This is a genomic window from Arthrobacter sp. 05T47, assembly GCF_056395825.1.
In genome coordinates, this window is the sequence record NZ_JBFTKG010000003.1 from 111,936 (window position 1) to 133,201 (window position 21,266).

At 67.9% G+C, this 21,266-nt stretch carries 18 protein-coding genes and 1 tRNA gene; 10 read left to right on the top strand and 9 right to left on the bottom strand.

What is annotated here, in order from left to right; genetic code table 11:
• Positions 1-107: 107 nt before the first annotated feature.
• Entirely contained in the window at positions 108-1,721 is a 1,614-nt protein-coding gene (locus AC1DEY_RS04265) for a peptide chain release factor 3 (protein ID WP_476866895.1), read from the top strand.
• Positions 1,722-1,895: 174 nt separating this feature from the next.
• Positions 1,896-3,257, top strand: coding sequence for a protein kinase domain-containing protein (locus AC1DEY_RS04270; protein ID WP_476866896.1), 1,362 nt, complete (start codon positions 1,896-1,898; stop codon positions 3,255-3,257).
• 65 nt (positions 3,258-3,322) lie between these two features.
• Here the strand turns inward: AC1DEY_RS04270 and AC1DEY_RS04275 are convergent, their stop codons facing one another.
• A complete protein-coding gene (locus AC1DEY_RS04275) occupies positions 3,323-4,531 on the bottom strand; it encodes a PucR-like N-terminal domain-containing protein (protein ID WP_476866897.1) in 1,209 nt (402 codons plus the stop codon).
• A 97-nt stretch (positions 4,532-4,628) separates the two neighbouring features.
• Here AC1DEY_RS04275 and AC1DEY_RS04280 point away from each other — a divergent pair, with 97 nt between their 5' ends.
• Complete coding sequence (locus tag AC1DEY_RS04280; RefSeq protein ID WP_476866898.1) at positions 4,629-5,711, top strand: ferredoxin reductase; 1,083 nt, start codon at positions 4,629-4,631, stop codon at positions 5,709-5,711.
• 13 nt (positions 5,712-5,724) lie between these two features.
• Entirely contained in the window at positions 5,725-6,942 is a 1,218-nt protein-coding gene (locus AC1DEY_RS04285; protein ID WP_476866899.1) for a fatty acid desaturase family protein, read from the top strand.
• Between the two features lie 150 nt (positions 6,943-7,092).
• Here AC1DEY_RS04285 and AC1DEY_RS04290 read toward each other — a convergent pair whose 3' ends face one another.
• The 5 genes from AC1DEY_RS04290 to AC1DEY_RS04310 all read right to left on the bottom strand — a co-directional run bounded on the left by AC1DEY_RS04290 (position 7,093) and on the right by AC1DEY_RS04310 (position 13,156).
• Positions 7,093-7,728, bottom strand: a complete 636-nt coding sequence (locus tag AC1DEY_RS04290) for a class I SAM-dependent methyltransferase (protein WP_476866900.1) — start codon at positions 7,726-7,728, stop codon at positions 7,093-7,095.
• Between the two features lie 14 nt (positions 7,729-7,742).
• Complete coding sequence (locus tag AC1DEY_RS04295; protein ID WP_476866901.1) at positions 7,743-9,923, bottom strand: heavy metal translocating P-type ATPase; 2,181 nt, start codon at positions 9,921-9,923, stop codon at positions 7,743-7,745.
• A 158-nt stretch (positions 9,924-10,081) separates the two neighbouring features.
• Complete coding sequence (locus AC1DEY_RS04300) at positions 10,082-10,408, bottom strand: SHOCT domain-containing protein (protein WP_476866902.1); 327 nt, start codon at positions 10,406-10,408, stop codon at positions 10,082-10,084.
• A gap of 169 nt (positions 10,409-10,577) precedes the next feature.
• Positions 10,578-11,951, bottom strand: coding sequence for a DNA repair protein RadA (radA, locus tag AC1DEY_RS04305; RefSeq protein ID WP_441408220.1), 1,374 nt, complete (start codon positions 11,949-11,951; stop codon positions 10,578-10,580).
• 77 nt (positions 11,952-12,028) lie between these two features.
• Positions 12,029-13,156: an FUSC family protein gene (locus tag AC1DEY_RS04310; RefSeq protein WP_476866903.1), complete on the bottom strand. Its 1,128-nt coding sequence runs from the start codon at positions 13,154-13,156 to the stop codon at positions 12,029-12,031.
• 346 nt (positions 13,157-13,502) lie between these two features.
• On the opposite strand from AC1DEY_RS04310, the gene pstS reads away from it, so the two are divergent.
• From pstS to pstB, 4 genes are all read left to right on the top strand, one after another.
• Positions 13,503-14,624 carry a phosphate ABC transporter substrate-binding protein PstS gene (gene pstS / locus AC1DEY_RS04315; RefSeq protein ID WP_476866904.1) on the top strand — a complete coding sequence of 374 codons (1,122 nt, stop codon included), beginning with the start codon at positions 13,503-13,505 and terminating at the stop codon, positions 14,622-14,624.
• A 197-nt stretch (positions 14,625-14,821) separates the two neighbouring features.
• Positions 14,822-15,754: a phosphate ABC transporter permease subunit PstC gene (pstC, locus tag AC1DEY_RS04320; RefSeq protein WP_441408217.1), complete on the top strand. Its 933-nt coding sequence runs from the start codon at positions 14,822-14,824 to the stop codon at positions 15,752-15,754.
• The gene (pstA, locus tag AC1DEY_RS04325) at positions 15,755-16,864 is read left to right on the top strand and encodes a phosphate ABC transporter permease PstA (RefSeq protein ID WP_476866905.1); all 1,110 of its coding nucleotides are present in this window, start codon (positions 15,755-15,757) and stop codon (positions 16,862-16,864) included.
• Between the two features lie 48 nt (positions 16,865-16,912).
• Complete coding sequence (pstB, locus tag AC1DEY_RS04330) at positions 16,913-17,692, top strand: phosphate ABC transporter ATP-binding protein PstB (RefSeq protein WP_476866906.1); 780 nt, start codon at positions 16,913-16,915, stop codon at positions 17,690-17,692.
• Positions 17,693-17,704: 12 nt separating this feature from the next.
• Here the strand turns inward: pstB and AC1DEY_RS04335 are convergent, their stop codons facing one another.
• The 3 genes from AC1DEY_RS04335 to AC1DEY_RS04345 all read right to left on the bottom strand — a co-directional run bounded on the left by AC1DEY_RS04335 (position 17,705) and on the right by AC1DEY_RS04345 (position 20,319).
• On the bottom strand, positions 17,705-18,718 hold the full coding sequence (locus tag AC1DEY_RS04335; RefSeq protein ID WP_476867078.1) for an inorganic phosphate transporter: 1,014 nt from the start codon (positions 18,716-18,718) through the stop codon (positions 17,705-17,707).
• A 4-nt stretch (positions 18,719-18,722) separates the two neighbouring features.
• Positions 18,723-19,340: a DUF47 domain-containing protein gene (locus AC1DEY_RS04340; RefSeq protein ID WP_441408214.1), complete on the bottom strand. Its 618-nt coding sequence runs from the start codon at positions 19,338-19,340 to the stop codon at positions 18,723-18,725.
• Positions 19,341-19,665: 325 nt separating this feature from the next.
• Positions 19,666-20,319: a hypothetical protein gene (locus AC1DEY_RS04345; RefSeq protein ID WP_441408213.1), complete on the bottom strand. Its 654-nt coding sequence runs from the start codon at positions 20,317-20,319 to the stop codon at positions 19,666-19,668.
• A 194-nt stretch (positions 20,320-20,513) separates the two neighbouring features.
• Between AC1DEY_RS04345 and AC1DEY_RS04350 the strand changes: the two genes are divergently transcribed.
• Together AC1DEY_RS04350 and AC1DEY_RS04355 are read left to right on the top strand one after the other, a co-directional pair.
• Positions 20,514-20,586, top strand: a tRNA-Lys gene (locus AC1DEY_RS04350).
• Between the two features lie 146 nt (positions 20,587-20,732).
• Positions 20,733-21,224 carry a MarR family winged helix-turn-helix transcriptional regulator gene (locus tag AC1DEY_RS04355; RefSeq protein WP_476866907.1) on the top strand — a complete coding sequence of 164 codons (492 nt, stop codon included), beginning with the start codon at positions 20,733-20,735 and terminating at the stop codon, positions 21,222-21,224.
• The last annotated feature ends 42 nt before the right edge of the window (positions 21,225-21,266 follow it).

Genomic DNA, 21,266 nt, shown 5'->3' on the forward strand with positions numbered 1-21,266 from the left:
ATGCCCGCTTCGTGCGCTGTCCGCGGCCTGCGATAAACTTGAACCCTTGGGTGTACCGCGGGTTCTCCGCGCCGTGACCCGTCCACAGCCGCAGCGAAAGTAGCATCGTGTCTCAAGAAGTCCTCAGCCCCGCCCGAGTCCAGGAGATTCACAAGCAGGCGGCCCGGCGTCGGACTTTCGCGGTCATCTCGCACCCCGACGCCGGCAAGTCCACCCTGACGGAGGCCCTCGCGCTGCACGCAAAGGTGATCGGCACTGCCGGCGCCTCCAGCGGCAAGGCCAACCGCAAGGAGACGGTCTCGGACTGGATGCAGATGGAAAAGGACCGCGGCATCTCCATCAGCTCCGCCGCGCTGCAGTTCGCCTACCGGGACACCGTCATCAACCTCCTGGACACCCCGGGCCACGCTGATTTCTCCGAGGACACCTACCGCGTCCTCGCCGCCGTGGACTGCGCCGTGATGCTGGTCGACGCCGCAAAGGGCCTGGAAACCCAGACCATGAAGCTCTTCGAGGTCTGCAAGCAACGCAACCTGCCCATCATCACGGTCATCAACAAGTGGGACCGGCCCGGGCTGGACGCCCTGGCCCTCATGGACGAGATCACCGAGCGAACCGGCCTGCAGCCGATGCCCCTGACCTGGGCCGTGGGGATCTCCGGCGACTTCCGCGGCGTCTGGGACCTGCGCAATGACCGGTTCGCGCAGTTCAAACGCAACAACGCCGGCGCCAACATCGCCCTCACCGAGTACTTCACCCCCGACCAGGCCGCCGCCAGCCAGGGCGAGGACTGGACCAACGCCGTGGACGAGGCCGGGCTGGTCATCGAATCGAACCTGGCGTTCGACGTCGAAGCCTTCCACGCCGGCCAAGCGACACCGATCCTTTTCAGCTCGGCAGCGCTGAACTTCGGCGTGAAGGAAATCCTGGACGCCCTCGTCGACTTCGCCCCGCCCGCTGCCCCGCGGCCCGACGTCGACGGCGATCCGCGCCCGGTTGATGCCCCGTTCGCCGGATTCGTCTTCAAGGTCCAGGCCGGCATGAACAAGGCCCACCGGGACCACGTTGCCTTCATCCGGGTCTGCTCCGGCATGTTCGAACGCGGCATGGTGGTCACCCAGGGGCGGACCGGGAAATCCTTCGCTACCAAGTACGCCCAGCAGGTCTTCGGCCGCGAACGCGAAGTGATCGACGAGGCCTTCCCCGGCGACGTCGTGGGCCTGGTCAATGCCTCCTCGCTCCGCGTGGGGGACAGCCTGTTCCTGGACCAGCCCGTGGAGTTCCCCGCGATCCCGCTGTTCGCCCCGGAACACTTCCAGGTGGCCCGCTCCAAGGACCCCAGCCGGTTCAAGCAGTTCCGCCGCGGCATCGAACAGCTCGAGCACGAGGGCGTCATCCAGGTGCTCCGCTCCGACATCCGCGGCGACCAGGCGCCCGTGCTGGCCGCCGTCGGCCCCATGCAGTTCGAGGTGGTCGAAGACCGGATGGCGCACGACTTCAGCGCCCCAATGCGGCTGGAACGGCTCCCGTATTCCATGGCCCGGATCTCCACCGTCGAGGCCATGCCGGCGCTGGCCAACGTCCCCGGCGCCGAGGTCCTCCTGCGCTCCGACGGCGAATACCTGGCCCTGTTCAACGACGTCTGGGCCCTGCGCCGGATCGAAAAGAACCACCCCGACCTCACCCTGGTGCCGATTGGGACCCACAACCCCGCAAAATAGCGCAAGGCGCCGGACAGAAAGACCGTCGGGACGTCTTCCGGAATCCGGTTTCCGCGTTATCATAAGTAAGCTTGCTTATTATGCGGGTGCCGGGACGAGATTTCCGGCTTCGGACTGATCCGCCTGATTCCAGCGGCGGCCCCATTAGAGGGACCACGTAGAACTTTGACAACCATGGACCCCGGTTTCCTGCTCAGCGGGCGCTACCGGATCGAAGAACTCATCGGCCGGGGCAGCCAATCAAGTGTGTACCGTGCCACGGACGAGGTCCTGAGACGCGAGGTGGCAGTCAAACTTTTCCGCGACGGCACTGTGGACGAAGAACGGACCCGCAGGCAAAGCGAGGAAGTGCGGATCCTGGCGGGGATGGCCCACCACGCCCTCGTAACACTGTTCGACGCCGGGACAGAGCTCAGGGACCCGGACCGCCGGCTCAGCTTCCTGGTGATGGAACTGGTCCGCGGCCCCGACCTGCGTCGCCGCTCGGCCGAGGGCCCGCTTTCGGCGGCCCACATGGCGCTGATCGGGCACGATCTCGCCGACGGACTGGCCCACATCCACCACCACGGCATCATCCACCGGGACGTCAAGCCGGCCAACATCCTGCTCGTTGACTACAGCGCCGAGGACCGGCGCCCGCGCGCCAAACTCAGCGACTTCGGCGTGGCCATCACCATCCGGGAAGGCCACCGCGGCGACCCCGACGACAGTTCCGGCACCCCGGCCTACCTCAGCCCCGAACAGGCCGCCGGCGAACCGGCCGGCCCTGCCAGCGACGTCTATTCACTCGGGCTGGTCCTGCTGGAAGGTCTGACCGGGAAAATGGCGTACCCGGGCGCGCCTGTCCAGTCCGCCCTGGCCCGGCTGCTCCAGGACCCGCACATCCCCGAAGAGCTTGCGCCTCTGTGGGCGACACTGCTGACCTCCATGCTGGACAGGGATCCGGCGGCCCGCCCGCCGGCCCGCGAAGTCTCCCTGGCTCTGCGCCAGGAAGTCATCAATGGCGCGGGCCGCCACCGCCGTGACCAGGCCGCGCTGCTGACCGACGAAGAAGGGCGCATGCAAGCGGTCGAGCGGTACCGGATCCTCGACACCCCCGCGGATGGCGCCTTCGACCGGATCGCGGCGCTGGCCGCACGCATGTTCTCGGTGCCCGTGGCGATTGTCAGCGTTGTGGACCATGACCGCATCTGGTTCAAGGCCCACCACGGCACGGACGTCACGGAGATCGGCCGGGATCCCGGGTTGTGCGCCTCCGCCGTCCTGCAGGGCGATGCCTGGATTGTCCGGGACGCCATCAACGATCCCCGGACGCTGACCAACCCCCTAGTAGCGGGCGAGTTCGGCCTGCAGTTCTATGCCGGGGTGCCGCTGCGCACTCCTGACGGCTACAACCTGGGCACCTTGTGCATCCTGGACCGTGAGCCGCGCGAGTTCAGCTATGAGGACACTGCTGCGCTGGAGGACCTGGCGGCGCTCGTGATGCACGACTTGGAGCTGAGGCTTCACAGCCGGCGGGCGCTCGCCGGGTTGTAAGAGACACGCCTACCGCCGCCCCCGAAGTCAGGTGCCGGCGTCGGACCCTCCTCCCGCCGGGCCGCCTACCGCCGGCCGGCGTGCAGGGCCAGTTCGAGCTCGAAGCGCGCGGTGGGATCCTCAAGGGCGTCGCCGAAGAGCTCGCGCAGCTGCGCCGCCCGGTAGCCCACTGTCTGCGGATGGATCCCCAGTTCGGCGGCAACCGGCGCCCGCTGGCCCCAGTGGCGCAGCCAGGAGAGCAGGGTTTCGGCGAGCCGCTCGCGTTGCGCGGGCCGGAGTCCTTCCAGGGGCGCCAGCCGCCGGTTCGCCAGCTCGGTGATCGCCGAGGGCTCCGCCGCGAGAATCACCTGGGCCAGGTGCTCGTCGGCCCAGATCGGGGGATCCTCGGGACCCTCGCGCGGCGGCAGGGCCGCGGCGGCCAGCACGGCCAGCCGCAGTGAATCCGGAACCCTTTCCCAGCTGCCGGAGGGCCCCACGGATGCGCCGCGCCCCTTCAGGACGCGGTCCAGGTCCTCGCGGGCGGACCGAGACTTCCGCGCCGGCACCAGCGCCACGACGTCGGTCTCACGCTCAATCACCAGGGTTCCGGGACCAAGGCGCAGCCGCAGGCCGGCGGCCCGGTCCAGCGGCAGCGTCACCACCGCCATGCGCGCAGGCAGGGACCAGTCCGCCATCGCCGCCGTCTGGCGCAGCGCCGCCTCGTCGGCCTGGCCGAGCAGGAGCAGGTCCAGCAGCTCGGTCCGCCGCCGGTCCACCGCTCCGGCGCGCTCGGACTGTTCAAAGGCATAAGCCTCGGCGCTGACCGCCGACAGCTCATCGATGTACGCGAGGATCGATTCGCCCAGATCCACCACGACCCCCTGGCCCAGATGGTGTTCCACGGAGACCTTGGACATTTCCCGGAAGGTCACACGGGCACCCATCCGGTACGCGCTCAGGAGTGCGTCCATGCTCCGCCCCTGCCGGAACTCGCCGCTGCCCAGCCCGGCCACCAGCTCCCGGCTCTCTTCGGACAACGCCGGCAGCCGGGTCCCTGGCAGTTGCAGGAACCGGTCCAGCGCCGCTGCCACGCCCCTTCTCAGGCCACGGCCGAATCGGCCCTCAATCGGCCTGGCGTACGCCGGAACGAGCTGCGGGACGGCCTCGATGATGGCCTCGACGATGCCGGGCATCCGGGGACGGAGCATATCGCTGACCTCCCGCGGCAGGGCCAGCCACGGAGGATCGTAGGCGGGGGCGGGGCCGGCGGCCTCCCGGGCGGGGGATACATTCATGGACAGTCCGTTGAGTTGTTGCGGCGGGATAGTTTTATCAAGTCGATCGTATGCCTTGGGTGAAGAAGTATGGCGCAAACTGACATAAGGTTGTTAGATGATCCGGCTCCGTAAGCTGGCGCGCGCCGCATCTCTACTGACCACCCCACTAGCTCCAGAAGACATTCTGTCGCTGTTCAATCCTGTGTTTTCCGCCCGCCAGTTGCGCGGCGTGGTCACCAGGGTGGTTCCAGAAACGGCCGATTCCGCCACCATTTTCTTCCGTCCCGGCCGCGGCTGGCAAGCACATCTTGCCGGCCAGTGGGCCCGTATCGGCGTCGAGCTCGACGGCGTCCGCCACTGGCGGTCGTATTCGCTCAGCGCCCCCGCGGGGCAGGACCCGGCCATCACGGTTACCGACATGGGCGCCGTCTCCGCGGCCCTCGTGCGCGGGACCAAGCCCGGTGACGTGCTGTTCCTGGCTCCTCCGCAGGGCGACTTCGTCCTGCCCGAACACCCGCGCCCACTGCTCATGCTCACCGCCGGCAGCGGGATCACCCCGGTGATGTCGATGATCCGCACCCTCGTACCGCACCGTCCCGACGCCGACGTCGTGCTCATCCACACCGCCCGCTCCGCCGCGGACGCAATTTTCCGTGAGGAACTCGCCGAGCTCGCCGACCAGTTCCCCAACTTCCGGGTAACGCACTGGTTCACCGGTGACCAGGGACGGCTGGACTTCAGCTCAGCCGCTGACCTGGACCGGCTGTGCCCGGACTGGCGCCAGCGCGCAGCCTATGCGTGCGGCCCTGAAGACTTCCTCAATGACACCGAGGCGCTCTGGGAGGCCGTAGGCGAGGTGGACCTGCCGGAGGCTGACGCCCCCGCAGGCTCCCTGACCATCGAGCGCTTCAGCACCAGCCTCGCCGGCGGCGCCGGGCACGACGGCGGACTGGTCACCTTCGAGGCCTCCGACCGCGAAGTCGAGGCCGACGGCGACACCCCGCTGCTCGACGTCGGCGAGGACGCCGGTGTCCTGATGCCCAGCGGCTGCCGGATGGGCATCTGCCACAGCTGCCTCATTCCACTGCGTGCCGGCCATGTCCGGGACCTCCGCACGGGCGAAGTGCACGGCGAGCCCGGCCAACTAATCCAGACGTGCGTGTCGGCAGCCGCCGGCCCCGTTAACCTCGACCTCTGAGGAGTATCACCGCATGACGATTGTTTCCAGCAAACCGGATCTATCCGACGTCGACACCACTGGCGGCGCCTCCGCAGACGGCGCCCCGGCAGCAAAGGTGGTGACCGCCGCGAAGACGCGGCCCGGCGCCCTCGCCGAGACCGGCAGCCCGCTGCTGCGTCCGCCCGCTGCTGCCCACCTTTCCGACGAGCAGGTGGCGGAGCTGGGTCGCGAACTCGACGCCATCAAGGACGACATCCTCGCCAAGCGCGGCGCGTCGGACGCCGCCTACATCCGCCGGATGATCAAGATCCAGCGCGGCCTGGAACTTTCCGGCCGTGCCGCGCTCCTGGTCAGCAAGAACAAGCCCGCCTGGATCGCCGGCACCACACTGCTGAGCTTCGCCAAGATCCTGGAAAACATGGAGCTCGGGCACAACATCCTGCACGGCCAGTGGGACTGGATGCGGGACCCGGACATCCACTCCACCACGTGGGAATGGGACTTCGTCACCCCCGCGCGGTCCTGGCAGCACACCCACAATGACCTCCACCACCGCTGGACAAACGTGGTCGGCAAGGACAACGACATCGGATACAACCTGTTGCGGATGGATCCGGAGCAGAAATGGGTGCCGTTCAACATCGGCAACCCGGTCTACAACGCGCTGCTGGCACCGGTGTTCGAGTGGGGCATCGCGATCTACGACCTCGAACTCGTGGACTACAAAGAGGGCCGGAAGTCGAAGGAAGCCTTGACCAGGGACTTGAAGGCCCTCGGCCGCAAGGCGCTGAAGCAGTTCACCAAGGACTATGCCGCCACGCCCGCCGTCGCGATGCTGACCGGTTCCGGCAAGCAGGCCCTGTACGGCACCCTGACCGCCAACGCCGTCCGCAACGTGTGGGCGCACGCGGTGATCTTCTGCGGCCACTTCCCCGAAGGCACCGACACTTTCACCGAGGAAATGGTCGAAGGCGAGACCCGCGGCGACTGGTATGTGCGGCAGATGATTGGCTCGGCCAACATCTCCGGCTCCAAGTTCATGCACCTCATGACCGGCAACCTCTCGCACCAGATTGAGCACCACCTGTTCCCGGACCTGCCCTCTAACCGTTACGCGGAGGTGGCGCCGAAGGTGCAGGAAATCTGCAAGCGCTACGGGCTGCCGTACACCACGGGCCCGCTGCTGAAGCAGGTCGGCTCCACGTGGGCGAAGATCTTCAAGCTGGCCCTGCCGCCGAAGAAGGCCTAGCCAGGCAGGCCCGACTTCAGGGTCAAACCACCCGGTTTGAACCGGTTTGAATGGGCTTGAATGGGTTTGAAGGATTAACCAGAGGGGCGTCTGCCATCGCGGCAGGCGCCCCTCGCGTCTCGTATGGGGCTTTGCTGACCGGCGGCCGGCTCAGGACTTGCTCGCCACACCAAGGATGTGGGCCAGCCGCGGGTTGCCGGGGAGGACCGAGAAGCCGAAGCGGTCGATGCGCTGCACGGTGAGGCCGGCCCCGGCGATCATGGCGGCGGTGTCGCGGTTCGGGTGGCATCCGCCTGCCACCCGGGTCCACAGCGGTGTGAGGAGGTCTTCGGCGGCCGCCAGCACGCGGTGCGCGGAGCGGACGTGTTCATAGAACAGCAGCGAGCCGCCGGGGCGCAGGACCCGGACTATCTCCGCGAGGGCGGCGGACTGGTCAGCCACGGTGCACAGCACCAAACTCGAGACGACGACGTCCACCGAGGCGTCTGCGGCCGGCAGCGCTTCGGCCACGCCGTCCTTCACTGTGACAGGCACGGGTGCCTTCGCGGCGGCCGCGCCGGCCAGCCCCCGGAGCGTGGGGTCCGGTTCGAGGGCCAGCACGGAAGTTACCGCGGCAGGGTAGAACGCGAAGGTGGCCCCGTATCCCGCGCCGATTTCGACGACGACTCCGTGCGCAGGTTCCACAAGGCGCCGGCGGTGCTCCGTTGCCCCGCGGGCGTCCATCCGCGGGCCCACCCGGGCATAGGATCGCCCGAATGATGAATCGCGGCGGCTGGTCTCCGGCATGAGGCTCCTTCCGGTCAGCGGGCCGCGGCAGGATCGAGGGTGAGCCTGCGCAGCAGCTGCGCGTTGAGGGCAACCACAATGGTCGACGCCGACATCATCACGGCGCCCGCGGCGGGGGAGAGCACCACCCCTGCGAAGGCGAGGACGCCGGCTGCCAGGGGAACAGAAATGATGTTGTACCCGGTGGCCCAGACGAGGTTTTGCCACATCTTCCGGTAGCTCGCCTTGGACAGGTCGAGCAGCGACAGCACGGCCCGGGGATCGTCGCCGGCCAGGACCACGCCGGCCGATTCCACCGCCACATCCGTCCCCCCGCCAATCGCGATCCCCACCTCCGCCCGGGCCAGCGCCGGAGAGTCGTTGACGCCGTCGCCCACCATGGCCACCTTCAGTCCGCGGCCCTGCAGCTCCGCGACCTTCTTGTCCTTGTCGGCCGGGAGGACCTCGGCGAACACTTCGTCGATGTTGAGCTCGGCGGCGACGGCGTCCGCCACCTGCCGGGCGTCGCCGGTGACCATGGCCACCGTGATGCCGCGCGCCTGGAGGGCCCGGACGGCCTGGCGCGACTCGGGCCGAACTGCATCCTCCAGGCTGACCGCTCCCACCACGGCGCCGCCGTCCACGACGTGGAGCACTGCCGCGCCGCGAGCCAGCCAGGCGCCGGTCGTGGCGGCCAAATCCTCCGGTTCCTGCAGGCCGAGTTCGCGGAGCAGGGCCGGGCCGCCCACCTGGACTACGCGGCCATCGACCGTGGCCCGGGCCCCGCGGCCCGTCAGCGCGGTGAACCCCTCCGCCGTCGGAATCTTCAGTTCCCGTTCCCGGGCGGCGGCCACGATCGAGCGGGCCACCGGGTGTTCGCTGTCCGCCTCCACAGCGGCGGCGAGAGCCAGCACCGCGTCCCGGCCTGCGGCTGAGGCCGGCCCCATGCCCGCGGTCGCGGCAACTTCCTTGAGCTCGGGTTTGCCCCTGGTCAGGGTTCCGGTCTTGTCGAACAGCACGACGTCGACCGTGCGCATGCGCTCCAGCGCCATCCGGTTCTTGATCAGGACACCGGCCCGGGCGGCCCGCTCCGTGGAGATGGCGATAACGAGCGGGATGGCAAGGCCCAGGGCGTGCGGGCAGGCGATCACCAGGACCGTCACGGTGCGGGTGACGGCCTCGGTGACGCTGCCCATCAGGGTCCAGACGACGAAGGTCAGGGCGCCGGTGCCGGCGGCGAAGTAGAAGAGGAACGCCGCTGCCCTGTCGGCCAGGGCCTGGGCCCGGGAGGAGGATGCCTGCGCCTCAGCCACGAGTCGCTGGATCCCGGCCAGGGCGGTGTCCTCGCCGATGGCGGAGACTCTGACCCGCACGGAGTTGTCCGTGGCGATGGTCCCGGCCACCACGGGATCGCCAGGTGCCCGCAGGACCGTCCGTGACTCGCCGGTGATCATCGATTCGTCGAATTCGGCCCGGCCGTCGCTGACCGTGCCGTCGGCCGGCATCCGTCCGCCGGGGCGGACCAGGATGGTGTCTCCGGCGCGGAGCATCGAGACGCTGACGGTCTCCGTGCCGGCGCCGGTGACGCGTTCCGCCTCGTCGGGCAGCAGCGCAGCCAGGGCGTCCAGCGCGCCCTGGGCCGAGCCGAGGGCGCGCATCTCGATCCAGTGGCCCAGCAGCATGATCGGAACCAGCAATGCCAGCTCCCACCAGAAGTCGAGGTCGAAGCCGCCCAGGCCCAGGCTGGTCACCCATGAGGCAATGAACGCCACGCTGATGGCCATGGCGATCAGCAGCATCATCCCGGGCTTGCGTGTCCTCACTTCGTTGAGGCCGCCCCGGATGAACGGTTGGCCGCCGTAGATGAAGATCGCCGTGCCGAATACCGGCGGAATCCAGGCGGAGCCCGGAAACGCCGGCGGCTGGTAGCCCAGGAGGTCCGCGAACATGGGGCTGAAGAAGACCACGGGAACGGCCAGGGCCAGTGACACCCAGAACCTGTCCCTGAACATCGCGACGCTGTGCCCGGCATGCTGGCCGTGGCTGTGGACAAGGTGGTCATCCGCGGCGGAGCCGGCAGCGGCTCCGGGGCCTGCAGGATGGTCTGCCCGGCCGCCCTGCGGCGTCCCGTGGATGCCGTGATGGTGGGTGCTGTGAACGCCGATGCCGGGATCTATGCCCGGATCGAGGTCCCGACTGCTGTGCCGATGGTCCATGGTGTGCGCTCCTGGAAGGTGTTCAGTCGTGTGCAGCTACGGCAAAGATACCCCCAGGGGGTATTTCTGACAAGAGCCTGGCGGCTCAGCCGACCTCGCGGTTGTGGCCACACCGAGGTAGGCCAGGAGCAGGGCATGGCGGCGGCTGAGGGGCTGCACTAGGACTCCTCGCCCAGCACCTTCAGATTCTCGCGGTACTGCTCGGCCGTGAGCTCGCCCCGCGCAAAGCGTTCGTCAAGGATCAGGCGGGCCTGGGATCGTCCGCTCGGCACTGACGGCTGTGGAGAAACGGGGGTTGGACCGGGAGGCCCGCCCTGCCCCTGCGGAGGAATCTGCCCCTGGCCCGGCAGCAGACCAGGGCCGTCATGACGAAGGCCTCCGGTGAGGAGCCGGACGGCCAGGATGACCAGCACAGTAATTCCGGCCAGCAGGAACACGCCCCACAGCCACATCCAGCCGAGTTCGTACCCGTAACCCCACATCATGTCGCACCCCTCTGGTGCGGCCGGCGCGGCTGGGACGGTTGGATCGGCCGGCCGCATCCGCCAGCCACTATCCCATCGTGCGGCCGCCGGGGCGGCGGCGTTAGGGTCCTAAGTCGCTTCTGTGTACGCCGCCGGCACGTCCCAGGCCCCGGGCCCGTCCTCCGCGGCGTCAGCTGATCAGCAGTCCCAGGGCCTCGGCAAGGTGGCCCACCTCGCGGACCGAGAACCCCGCGGGAACTGGCCCGTGCCCGTTGGGGCTGGCCGGCACCACTGCATGGGTGAAGCCGAGCCGATGCGCCTCCTGGATGCGCTGGTTGATGCCGGGGACCGGGCGGACTTCGCCGGCCAGGCCTACCTCGCCGAAGGCAATCAGCCGCTGGGGGAGCGGCTTCTTGGCTTTGGCGGAGGCCACCGCCAGGGCCACGGCGAGGTCGGTGGCGGGTTCGCTGAGCTTGACCCCGCCAACTGTGGCCACATAGGAGTCGTCCTTATGCAGCAGGCAGCCGGCGCGCTGCTGCAGGACGGCGAGCAGCATCGCCACGCGCGAGCTGTCCAGTCCGCTGGTGGCGCGGCGGGGCTGGGAGCTGGCGCTCTCGGCGAGCAGCGCCTGGACCTCGGCCAGCAGCGGCCGGCGGCCCTCCAGCGTGACCGTGATGCAGGTTCCCGAGACGGGCTCCTTGGTCCGCGAGACGAACAGCCCGCTGGGATCGGCGAGGCCCTCGATGCCGTCCTCGTTCAAATCGAAGCAGCCGACGTCGTCGGTAGGTCCGTAGCGGTTCTTGACGGCGCGCAGCAGCCGCAGCCGCGAATGCCGCTCGCCCTCGAACTGGCAGACGACGTCCACGAGGTGCTCCAGGAGCCGGGGCCCGGCGATGGAACCGTCCTTGGTCACGTGCCCGACCAGCAGCGTGGTCATGTTGCGGCGCTTGGCCGCGGCAATCAGGGAGGCCGCAACCTCGCGCACCTGGGACACCCCACCGGCGCTGCCCTCGACGTCGGCGCTGCTGAGGGTCTGCACGGAGTCCACCACCAGCAGCCGCGGCTCCAGCTTCTCCACCTGCCCCAGGGCTTGCCCGAGGTCCGTTTCGGCGGACAGGTACAGGGACTCGGCCACGGCGTCGATCCGGTCCGCACGGAGCTTGACCTGGGCGGCGGATTCCTCGCCGGTGATATAGAGGACGTCCTGCGCGGTGCGGGCGAACTTGGCCGCCACGTCCAGCAGCAGCGTGGACTTGCCCACCCCGGGTTCGCCCGCGAGGAGGATGACGGCGCCGGGCACCAGCCCGCCGCCCAGGACGCGGTCCAGTTCGTCCACGCCGGTGGGCAGGAAAGCCGCGGTGGTGGCGTCGATGTCGGCGATCCGGCGGGCCGGTTCAAGGACCGTTGTGGCCGCCGTGGTGCGGGCGACGGCGGCGCCGGTCTCCTCCACACTGCCCCATGCCTGGCATTCGCCGCAGCGGCCCACCCACTTGACCGTGGTCCAGCCGCATTCGGCGCATTTGTAGCCGGGCGCCTTGGGCCCCCGGGAAGTCTTCGTAGCCATTGGTCCACACTATCGGGGGCCGGCGACAACGAAGCGCGCCGGCCGGGCCATGTGGGCCTGCGCGGCATCGGCGGCGGCTACAGCGGGGGAAGGATGTCCCGGGCTTCCTTGGAGTCCACGCCGGCGGCCTCCAGGAGGTCCACCATGAGCGGGCGGAACAGCATGACCACCGTTTCGCCCTCAAGTAGCTGGACATCCAGCATCCGCGGATGCAGCCGGACGGCAATCTCCCGCAGCTCGGACCGGGCAGTGCGCAGATGCGCGCGGCGGGCGCCGTCGTGCACTTCCGCCAGGCCCAGCGACAGCTCATCGACGGCGGCGGCCGTCTCCTGCAGGACGTCGGCGATGTTCTGGGTGGCCTCGTCCGAGAGGGCCGCATGGTTGATGGCGCTGGTCAGGCGGCGCGCAAAAACCCGGCTGTTGCGCAGCGCGAGATCGATGTAGTCCAGTGACTGCTCCATCTGGTCCAGCTCTTCCCGGTGCCTTCGGTATGCGGGGGCCAGGGTGGCCACCTCGCCGGAGGCGCGCAGCGTCTGGCGCATGGCATCGACGAGGGGCTGGCAGTTCCGCCCCCGGATGAGGGCATGCCAGGCCTGGGTGGAATCGCTGTAGCTCAGCGCCGAGGCGCATTCCCGCAGGACCTCGGCGAGCTCGTGGAGCAGCTTCTTGACGTCATTGCGGGGTTCACGCCGGGGATCCTTGGGAACCAGGACGGTCATCAGCAGCGCAAACACCCCGCCCACCACGGCGTCGATGCTGCGCGTGAACGGCCCCCCGATCGGCGCCGGCAGGAGCACCACGAGCACTGACTGCAGGCCCAGCTGGGTGGTGAAGATGGTCCCGCTGTCCAGGAACCTCGCCAGCAGGATGGAGAACAGGAGAACGACGGCGGCCTGCCAGATCCCGGAACCCAGCCAGTGCAGCAGCAGGTCCCCGACGACGATGCCGAGCGTGCAGCCCAGGCCCACCTCGATGACGCGGCGCAGCCTCGGGTCCCGGGAAAAACCGAGGGCAATCAGGGACGATGTGGCAGCAAACAACGGCCCGTTGTGGCCCAGGACGTATTCGGCGAACGCGTAGGCGCCCACGGCGCAAGTGGTCATCTGGATGGCCGGCCCCAGGGAGTTCCGGCTCCGGACAAAGCCGGTCCGGACCCGGCCGCGCAGGAATCGTGCGCTTGCGGAGAGTCCAGTCGCGGAGGCCATGCCCTCCAGTCTATTTGCTGCCCCGGGGCGGCCGGCACGGCCGGTCTGCCCCTCCCGCCCGTTGCTCTATCAGTTGTGGTCCCCATTTTCGGGTTTTGGCGGGTCTTGGCGTGCGGAAGTGATAGCGCAACGTGGAGGGGCATGACCGATACGACTGTGACCCACAGAACACAATGGCTCCCCGGCAGATGTAAGCCAATGGCCCAGCGTCGTTAACCGGCCGTTCACCTTGGTCCGCAATTCTCTTCATCTGGGCCACTTACCGTCGGTAAAGGTACAAATCCGTACGCATCCCTGCTGGCCTTCTCCGGCCCAGCACGCAAAGCCCTGAAAGGGGTACATCTAAGTGAAGGCTCTCCGCTTCGGCCGCAACGCGGCTATCGCTGTTATCGCCGCCAGCGCACTCGCGCTGACCGCTTGCGGTTCGGACAATGCAACCAACACGGCCCAGACCGCGGCTCCGTCCGCGTCCGGCCCCAAGGTCACCGGCACCCTGACCGGCATCGGCTCTTCCGCCCAGGGCGCAGCCATGGACGTCTGGAAGACCAACTTCGCTACCGCGAACCAGGGCGCCACTGTGCAGTACTCCCCGGACGGCTCCGGCGCCGGGCGCAAGGCAATCCTCGACGGCTCGGCACAGTTCGCCGGCTCCGATGCCTACCTCAAGGATGACGAGCTCGCCAGCTCCAAGGACAAGTGCGGCCCCGACGGCGCCCTCGACATCCCGGTCTACATTTCCCCGATCGCCGTGGCCTTCAACCTGCCGGGCATCACGGACCTGAAGCTCGACGCTGCCACTGTTGCCAAGATCTTCCGCGGCGAGATCGCCAACTGGAACGACCCCGCCATCGCGGCCCTGAACCCGGACGCCAAGCTTCCGGACCTCAAGGTCACCCCGGTGAACCGTTCGGATGACTCCGGCACCACCTCGAACTTCACGGACTACCTGTCCGCCGTCGCCCCCTCGGTGTGGACCGACAAGGCCGCCGGTGTCTGGCCCGCGAGCCTGAAGGGCGAGAACGCCAAGGGCACCTCCGGCGTCGTCAAGACCGTCACCGACACCCCCGGTGCGGTCACCTACGCCGACGACTCCGCTGTCAGCGGCAAGCTCGGCACGGCGCAGATCAAGGTCGGAGACTCCTTCACGAAGATCTCCGCCGACGCTGCTGCCAAGGCAGTGGACCAGGGCAAGCCGGTTGAAGGCCGCAACGCCAACGACCTCGCCATCAAGCTGGACCGCACCACCACCGCCGCCGGCGCCTACCCGATCGTCCTGGTGTCCTACCACATCGTCTGCAGCACCTACGACACGCAGGCCACCGCTGACCTGGTCAAGGCCTTCGTCAAGTACGCAGCTTCCGACGCCGGCCAGCAGGCCGCCGCAGACGCCGCCAAGTCGGCGCCGCTGTCCAAGGCCCTCCAGGACAAGGCAATCGCTGCCGTCGACGCCATCAAGGCCAAGGCCTAGGGATAACGCCGCACCGCGAGGCATAGTGGAAACACGAGCCTGATCAAGGTTCCCTGCATCATGGCGGCCGTCACCGGCGGCCGCCATGGAGCAGGGAACCGACGCGTTTGTTCCAAACATCAAGATTTGCCGGACGCCGGCGGCGGAGGCCTCCGCAGCCGGCGCCCGGACCTCCACCCAAACCGAAGGACCGTGAAGTGACCACCACCTCCCTGACCAAGTCCCGGGGCGCAGGCCACACCGGCGACAAAGTCTTTTCCGCAGCCGCCTTGGCGGCAGGGTGTCTGATCCTCGTCGTGCTCTTCGGCGTGGCACTGTTCCTGGTCATCCAGGCGTTCCCGGCCCTCGTGGCATCGCCGGACAAGATCCAGGGCGGCGAAGGGTTCTTCACCTACATCTGGCCGCTCGTCATCGGCACCCTCATCGCCTCCGTGATCGCCCTGGTAATCGCGACGCCGATCGCGATCGGCGTCGCGCTGTTCATCTCGCACTACGCACCGCGCAAGCTCGCCTCCGGCCTGGGCTACGTCATTGACCTGCTCGCCGCGATCCCGTCCGTGGTCTACGGCGCCTGGGGCGTTGCGTTCCTCGCCAAGGAAATCTCCCCGTCCTATAACTGGCTGGCCAACAACATGGGCTGGCTGCCGATCTTCCAAGGTCCCGCCTCGGCCACTGGAAAGACCATCCTCACGGCCGGGATCGTCCTCGCCGTCATGGTCCTGCCGATCATCACGTCCCTGACCCGCGAGATCTTCCTGCAGACCCCCAAGCTGCACGAAGAGGCCGCGCTGGCCCTCGGCGCCACCCGCTGGGAGATGATCCGGATGACCGTCCTGCCGTTCGGCCGGCCCGGCATCATCAGCGCCGTGATGCTCGGACTCGGCCGGGCCCTCGGCGAGACCATGGCCGTGGCGCTGGTGCTGTCCTCCGGAGCCCTGACCGCCAGCCTGATCCAGAGCGGAAACCAGACCATCGCCGCCGAAATCGCCCTGAACTTCCCCGAGGCCAGCGGACTGAAGGTCAGCACGCTGATCGCCGCCGGCCTGGTGCTGTTCGTCATCACCCTCGGCGTGAATATGATCGCCCGCGGGATCATCACCCGGCACAAAGAATTTTCGGGAGCCAACTAAATGACCTCCACCCTGACCCCCGTGCGCAAGCGCTCGGCACTGACCAAGGGCCAGCTGCCCAAGGCCGCGCCGTACATTGTCCTGGCCGTAGCACTGGTCCTCGGTGCCGCCATCCTGGCCCTGATCGGCTTCAACGCCTTCGGCTGGGGGCTGGTCTCCGGCATCCTCTTTGCCGCCGGACTGGTCGGCTGGAGCCTGGTTGTGGAAGGCGCCCGCAAGGCCAAGGACAAGTTGGCCACCTGCCTGGTGGTGGGCGCCTTCCTGGTCGCCCTGCTGCCCTTGTTCTCGGTGATCTGGACCGTGCTGGTCAACGGCCTCCCCGGCCTCCTGGATCCCGGATTCCTCACCACCTCCATGAACGGCGTCACCGGCGCCTTCGATAACAAGACCGTCGAGGAAGGTGCGCCCCTGCTCGGCGGCATCTACCACGCGCTCATGGGCACCCTGCTGATCACCGTGCTCGCCACCCTCATCTCGGTCCCGGTGGGCCTGCTGACCGCGATCTATCTCGTTGAATACGGCGAGGACCGGGCGCTGGCCCGGGCCATCACCTTCTTCGTGGACGTCATGACCGGCATCCCCTCGATTGTCGCGGGCCTGTTCGCCGCTGCTGCCTTCTTCGCGCTGGTCGGCCCGGGCACCAAGACAGGCGCCGTCGCGGCCGTCGCACTCTCTGTGCTGATGATCCCGGTGGTGGTCCGCTCCAGCGAGGAAATGCTCAAGATCGTTCCCAACGAACTCCGCGAGGCCGCCTACGCCCTCGGCGTCCGCAAATGGCGGACCATCCTCAAAGTGGTCCTTCCGACGGCGATCTCCGGCATCGCGTCCGGCATCACCCTGGCGATCGCCCGCGTGATCGGCGAAACCGCGCCGATCCTGGTCACCGCCGGATTCGCGACCACAATCAACACCAACGTGTTCAGCGGCTGGATGGCCTCGCTGCCAACGTTCATCTACACGCAGATCCTGAACCCCACCTCGCCGTCCAACCCGGATCCGTCCTCCGAGCGGGCCTGGGGTGCGGCCCTGGTGCTCATCATCCTGGTGATGCTGCTCAACCTCGGCGCCCGCCTGATCGCCCGCGTCTTCGCCCCCAAGGCCGGCCGCTAGGCCACCGCCGCGCCCGCCGAATAAACCTCCAGCAAGTGAAGGAACACCATGTCTAAGCGCATCGACGTCAAAGACCTGAACGTCTACTACAGCAAATTCCTGGCCGTCGAAGGCGTCAACATCAACATCGAGGCCAAGTCCGTCACGGCCTTCATCGGCCCGTCGGGCTGCGGCAAATCCACCTTCCTGCGCACGCTGAACCGCATGCACGAGGTCATCCCCGGGGCGAGGGTTGAGGGCGAGGTACTGCTGGACGGGGACAACCTGTACGGTCCCGGCGTCGACCCGGTCACCGTGCGTTCCCAGATCGGCATGGTGTTCCAGCGGCCCAACCCGTTCCCCACCATGTCCATCCGGGACAACGTGCTGGCCGGCGTGAAGCTGAACAACAAGAAGATCTCCAAGGGAGAGGCCGACGTCCTGGTGGAGCGCTCCCTGCAAGGGGCGAACCTGTGGAACGAGGTCAAGGACCGCCTGTTCAAGCCCGGCTCCGGCCTCTCCGGCGGCCAGCAGCAGCGCCTGTGCATCGCCCGGGCCATAGCCGTAGAGCCCCAGGTGATCCTCATGGACGAGCCCTGCTCCGCCCTGGACCCGATCTCGACCCTGGCCATTGAGGACCTCATCAACGAGCTCAAGGACCAGTACACGGTGGTGATCGTGACGCACAACATGCAGCAGGCGGCCCGCGTGTCGGACAAGACGGCCTTCTTCAACATCGCCGGCACCGGCAAGCCGGGCAAGCTGATCGAGTTCGGTGACACCCCGACCATCTTCAGCAACCCGACCGAGAAGGCTACCGAGGACTACGTCTCCGGCCGCTTCGGGTAACCGGCAAGTCCCTTACAGGCCGGCCACCGGCGTGAGCGCCAGCTGCAGGACGAACGCGGCGGCGGCGGTGACAACCGGGGTCAGGACCCAGAACGCCAGGATGCGGATCACCAGCCGCCGGTCCGTGCCCGGGAAGGACTGGTTGGCGCCGGCGCCCAGCGTTGCCGCCGTCACCGTGTGGGTGGTGGAGACGGGCCAATGCAGCCCGATCGCGCCCACCAGCAGCATCACCGAGCTGTACATCTGGGCGACGAATCCACGCAGAGGGTCGATCCGGGTCAGCCGGTAGCCGATGGTGTAGGAAATCCGCCAGCCGCCCGCCAGGGTCCCCGCCGACAGCAGGACGGCCGTCATCACCGCCACCCACACCGGCACGGACCCGCCGTCGGAGAGCCCGGCCGCCAGCAGCGCCAGGATCACCACTGCACTGGTGCGCTGGCCGTCCTGTAACCCGTGGCCGAAGGCGACGGCGCCGGCTGCAATGGCCTGGGCCCGCCGGGACCGGGTGTTGACGACGTTGGGCGGCGTGTAGCGGGCGGCCCAGCTGGCAGGCCAGACCAGCAGGAACGACCCGACATAGGCGATCACCGGGGAGACCAGCAGCGGCAGAGCCACCTGGTACAGGAGCGAGTTGTCCACGCCGGTGACGGGGTTGCCGCCGACGGCGACGCTCGCCACGCCTGCCCCGGCGAGGCCGCCGACCAGGGCGTGCGTGGAGGAGGCCGGGATGCCACGCCACCACATATAGATACCCCAGAGGATGGCGCTCACCAGCGCGGCGAGGAGAATCGTCAGGCCGTTCGTGCCCGTCGGCAATGTCAGCCACGTCTGGCTGACGGCCAGAGCAAGCGCGGCGCTCAGTCCGGCGCCGATGAAGTTGAACAGGCTGGCCAACAATACCGCCACGGTTGGGGTCAGCGCTCGCGTCCGCACGGCCAGGGCAACCGAGGAGGACGCATCCCTGAAACCGTTGAGGAATGCGAAGGCCCCGGCGCAGAGTAGCACCAGGGCAAGGAAGAAGAACACCACGTCAGGATTCCTTGACGATGATGCTGCCCACCTGGGTGGCGATCCGGCGCATGTCCTTCGTGACTTCGACAAGCTGGTTCGCGATGTCGCGGTTGCGCGCGTACTGCATCGCCTTCATCTCGTGGAGCATGTCCGCGACCCAGACCCGGTGAGTGCGTTCGGCGCGTTTGGCCAGCCGGAGGATCTCGATCCAGTAGTCCTCGAGTTCGTCCAGGTTGTTCAGCTTCCGCATGGCATCGACCGTGAGCTCGGCCTGCCGGCTGATGATTTCCAGCTGGTCCGCTGCGCGCTTGGGCAGCCGTTCGAGCTTGTACAGGGACACGAGCTCGGCGGCGGCGTCGAGCTTCTCTATGGCCTCGTTGAGGAAGCGGGACAGCGTGTACATGTCCTCGCGCGGCAGGGGATTCACGAAGCTGGTGCGCATATGGGTCAGGAGGGCAAAGTGCAGCTCCGCCGATTTTGCCTCGTGGTTGTGCATGTCCTCCACCAGCCGGGCATGCTCACTGGCCGGGGCGCCGAGGATCTCCGAGAGTGTTCCAGTGGCCAGCACGATCTGGCGCGCCATTTGTGAGAGCAGGTTCAGTCCGGCGGACTCCTGCGGGAACAAGCGCAGCTTCACGTTGTGTCACCGGTCTTCCGAGGAGTGGGTCGCGGGTAGGCTCGGCCGCCTGTGTGACTTGACGGAGACCAGCGCATGCGCCTTACTTTACCGTCCGCGCCGGGCCCGGACCGGCCGGACGCGGCATATGACGGTGCCGGCACGCCCTCAATCAAAAGAGGGCATAAAAATGGTGCCGAACCGGATACGCCTCTCGGCGGTAGGCCGCTCTAGGCGGCTAAATGTTGAAGCCCGGGGGTTTCGCGGTTCGGCACCGCTTTCAGTTTTCTACGTAGGTTCTTTCAAGTCAACATTGACAGCCTGCCCGGGCCGTGCGTGGTGGCCCTTAGTCCAGCTCGCCCAGCCGCCACGCGTTGGCTGCGTGTTCGAGGTCTTCCGCCGTCTTGACCAGCAGGTGGGAGTTGCGGGTGAGCTTGCTGGCGTGGTTCTCGTTGCTGTGCTCGGCGTTGTCCGCAATCGTTGCCTGGCCCAGGGCAACCACGCGGCAGAACGCGGCAGAACGTTCCAGCGCGACGTCGAAGTCGCCGTCGAACGCCCCGGAGAGGATGGCGTCCGCCATGGATTTCATCTCATCCGCGCCCGGCGGTTCGGCCGCGCCGGCCACCACATGCGAAACCTGGGCCGTGTCCTTGCCTGCCTTGAAGTAGACGGAGATCCGTTCGGGGTCCTGGATGGTGGCGGCCCGCAGGGCGTAGAGGCGCCACAGGGCGCCGGGGAGGGACCGTGCGGGGCTTTCGGCCCACATTTCGGCGATCGCCTCCAGTCCCTGCTCATCGGCGAGCTTGACCAGCCGCTTGGTGACTTTGGGGTCGTCGCTGTCGCGGCCGCGGCGCACCAGCGCCTGCGCGGCCAGATGGGCCGCCTCCGAGACGCGGGCGGGATCGGCCCCGCCGGCGAACGGCTCAAAGTCGATCGGCGCGAAGGGTTTCGGCTTGTGGTGCCGCGGGCCGGGGGCGCTTGATCCTGCTTGCTCGCTCATGCCCCCACGCTACTCCAGTGCCGCCGGGGAATCGAGGATCGGGCCGGCGGCGCTGCCGCTGACGTGCGACGCCGGTCCCGGCAGTGTGAATAAAGTCGGCCCAGGTCTGGGGTACAGTATTAACGTCCAGAAATGGACTGGGCTGAAACGCGCCGCAGCGACGGATTTATCCGCTGTTTCGGAGCTATCAGTTGGGGCCTTTAGCTCAGTTGGTAGAGCATCGGACTTTTAATCCGTGGGTCGTGGGTTCGATCCCCACAGGGCCCACTCTTTTAGCGAAGAGTGGAAATTCCCCGGCTTCCTGGCAACAGGAGGCCGGGGATTTTTTGTGCCCCCGGGCCTTTTGGTGCTGACGGGCCCTAGCCGCTGCGATTGCACGGAAGGCTAGTTATCAGTTCGGCTAGGCTTGCCGGATGGACTCCCACGGCGCCTCCGGATACTGGTACGGCCCCGATGACAGCCTTGACCCGCCTGCTGCCATCCTGCAGGCCCTTCGCGACTACAGGATCTCGGAGGTGGCGACCCGGCGGTCCACGCGCGATTCGATGGGGATGGGCGAGACGGACCTCCTGGCCCTGCGCTACCTGCTGCGGGCCAAGGCCACCGGCGAGCGGGTCGGCCCCAAGGACATCAGCCGTGTCCTGGGCATCACCACCGCCTCCACGACCTCGCTGATCGACCGGCTGGTGGCCAGCGGACACGTCCGGCGCGAGCCGCACCCGACCGACCGGCGCTCGCTCGTGATCGTGCCGACGGTCTCGACGGACTCCGAAGTCCGCGCCACGCTGGGCCACATGCACCGGCGAATGATGGAGGTGGCCGAGTCCATGAGCGCCGAGGACGCCCGGGTGGTCATCACCTTCCTGCGCCGGATGGGCGAGGCGATTGGCGAAGGGCGGCACTAGTTTTGCCCCGCACAACCGGGAAACTAGCTCGTTTAACTAGTT

What these genes read in the sequence shown, in the direction of transcription:
- AC1DEY_RS04270 (WP_476866896.1), top strand. Translation starts at nt 1,896, where the DNA reads ATGGACCCCGGTTTCCTGCTCAGCGGGCGCTACCGGATCGAAGAACTC.
- AC1DEY_RS04275 (WP_476866897.1), bottom strand. Translation starts at nt 4,531, where the DNA reads ATGAATGTATCCCCCGCCCGGGAGGCCGCCGGCCCCGCCCCCGCCTAC.
- AC1DEY_RS04280 (WP_476866898.1), top strand. Translation starts at nt 4,629, where the DNA reads ATGATCCGGCTCCGTAAGCTGGCGCGCGCCGCATCTCTACTGACCACC.
- AC1DEY_RS04285 (WP_476866899.1), top strand. Translation starts at nt 5,725, where the DNA reads ATGACGATTGTTTCCAGCAAACCGGATCTATCCGACGTCGACACCACT.
- AC1DEY_RS04290 (WP_476866900.1), bottom strand. Translation starts at nt 7,728, where the DNA reads ATGCCGGAGACCAGCCGCCGCGATTCATCATTCGGGCGATCCTATGCC.
- AC1DEY_RS04295 (WP_476866901.1), bottom strand. Translation starts at nt 9,923, where the DNA reads ATGGACCATCGGCACAGCAGTCGGGACCTCGATCCGGGCATAGATCCC.
- AC1DEY_RS04300 (WP_476866902.1), bottom strand. Translation starts at nt 10,408, where the DNA reads ATGATGTGGGGTTACGGGTACGAACTCGGCTGGATGTGGCTGTGGGGC.
- radA (WP_441408220.1), bottom strand. Translation starts at nt 11,951, where the DNA reads ATGGCTACGAAGACTTCCCGGGGGCCCAAGGCGCCCGGCTACAAATGC.
- AC1DEY_RS04310 (WP_476866903.1), bottom strand. Translation starts at nt 13,156, where the DNA reads ATGGCCTCCGCGACTGGACTCTCCGCAAGCGCACGATTCCTGCGCGGC.
- pstA (WP_476866905.1), top strand. Translation starts at nt 15,755, where the DNA reads ATGACCTCCACCCTGACCCCCGTGCGCAAGCGCTCGGCACTGACCAAG.
- pstB (WP_476866906.1), top strand. Translation starts at nt 16,913, where the DNA reads ATGTCTAAGCGCATCGACGTCAAAGACCTGAACGTCTACTACAGCAAA.
- AC1DEY_RS04345 (WP_441408213.1), bottom strand. Translation starts at nt 20,319, where the DNA reads ATGAGCGAGCAAGCAGGATCAAGCGCCCCCGGCCCGCGGCACCACAAG.
- AC1DEY_RS04355 (WP_476866907.1), top strand. Translation starts at nt 20,733, where the DNA reads ATGGACTCCCACGGCGCCTCCGGATACTGGTACGGCCCCGATGACAGC.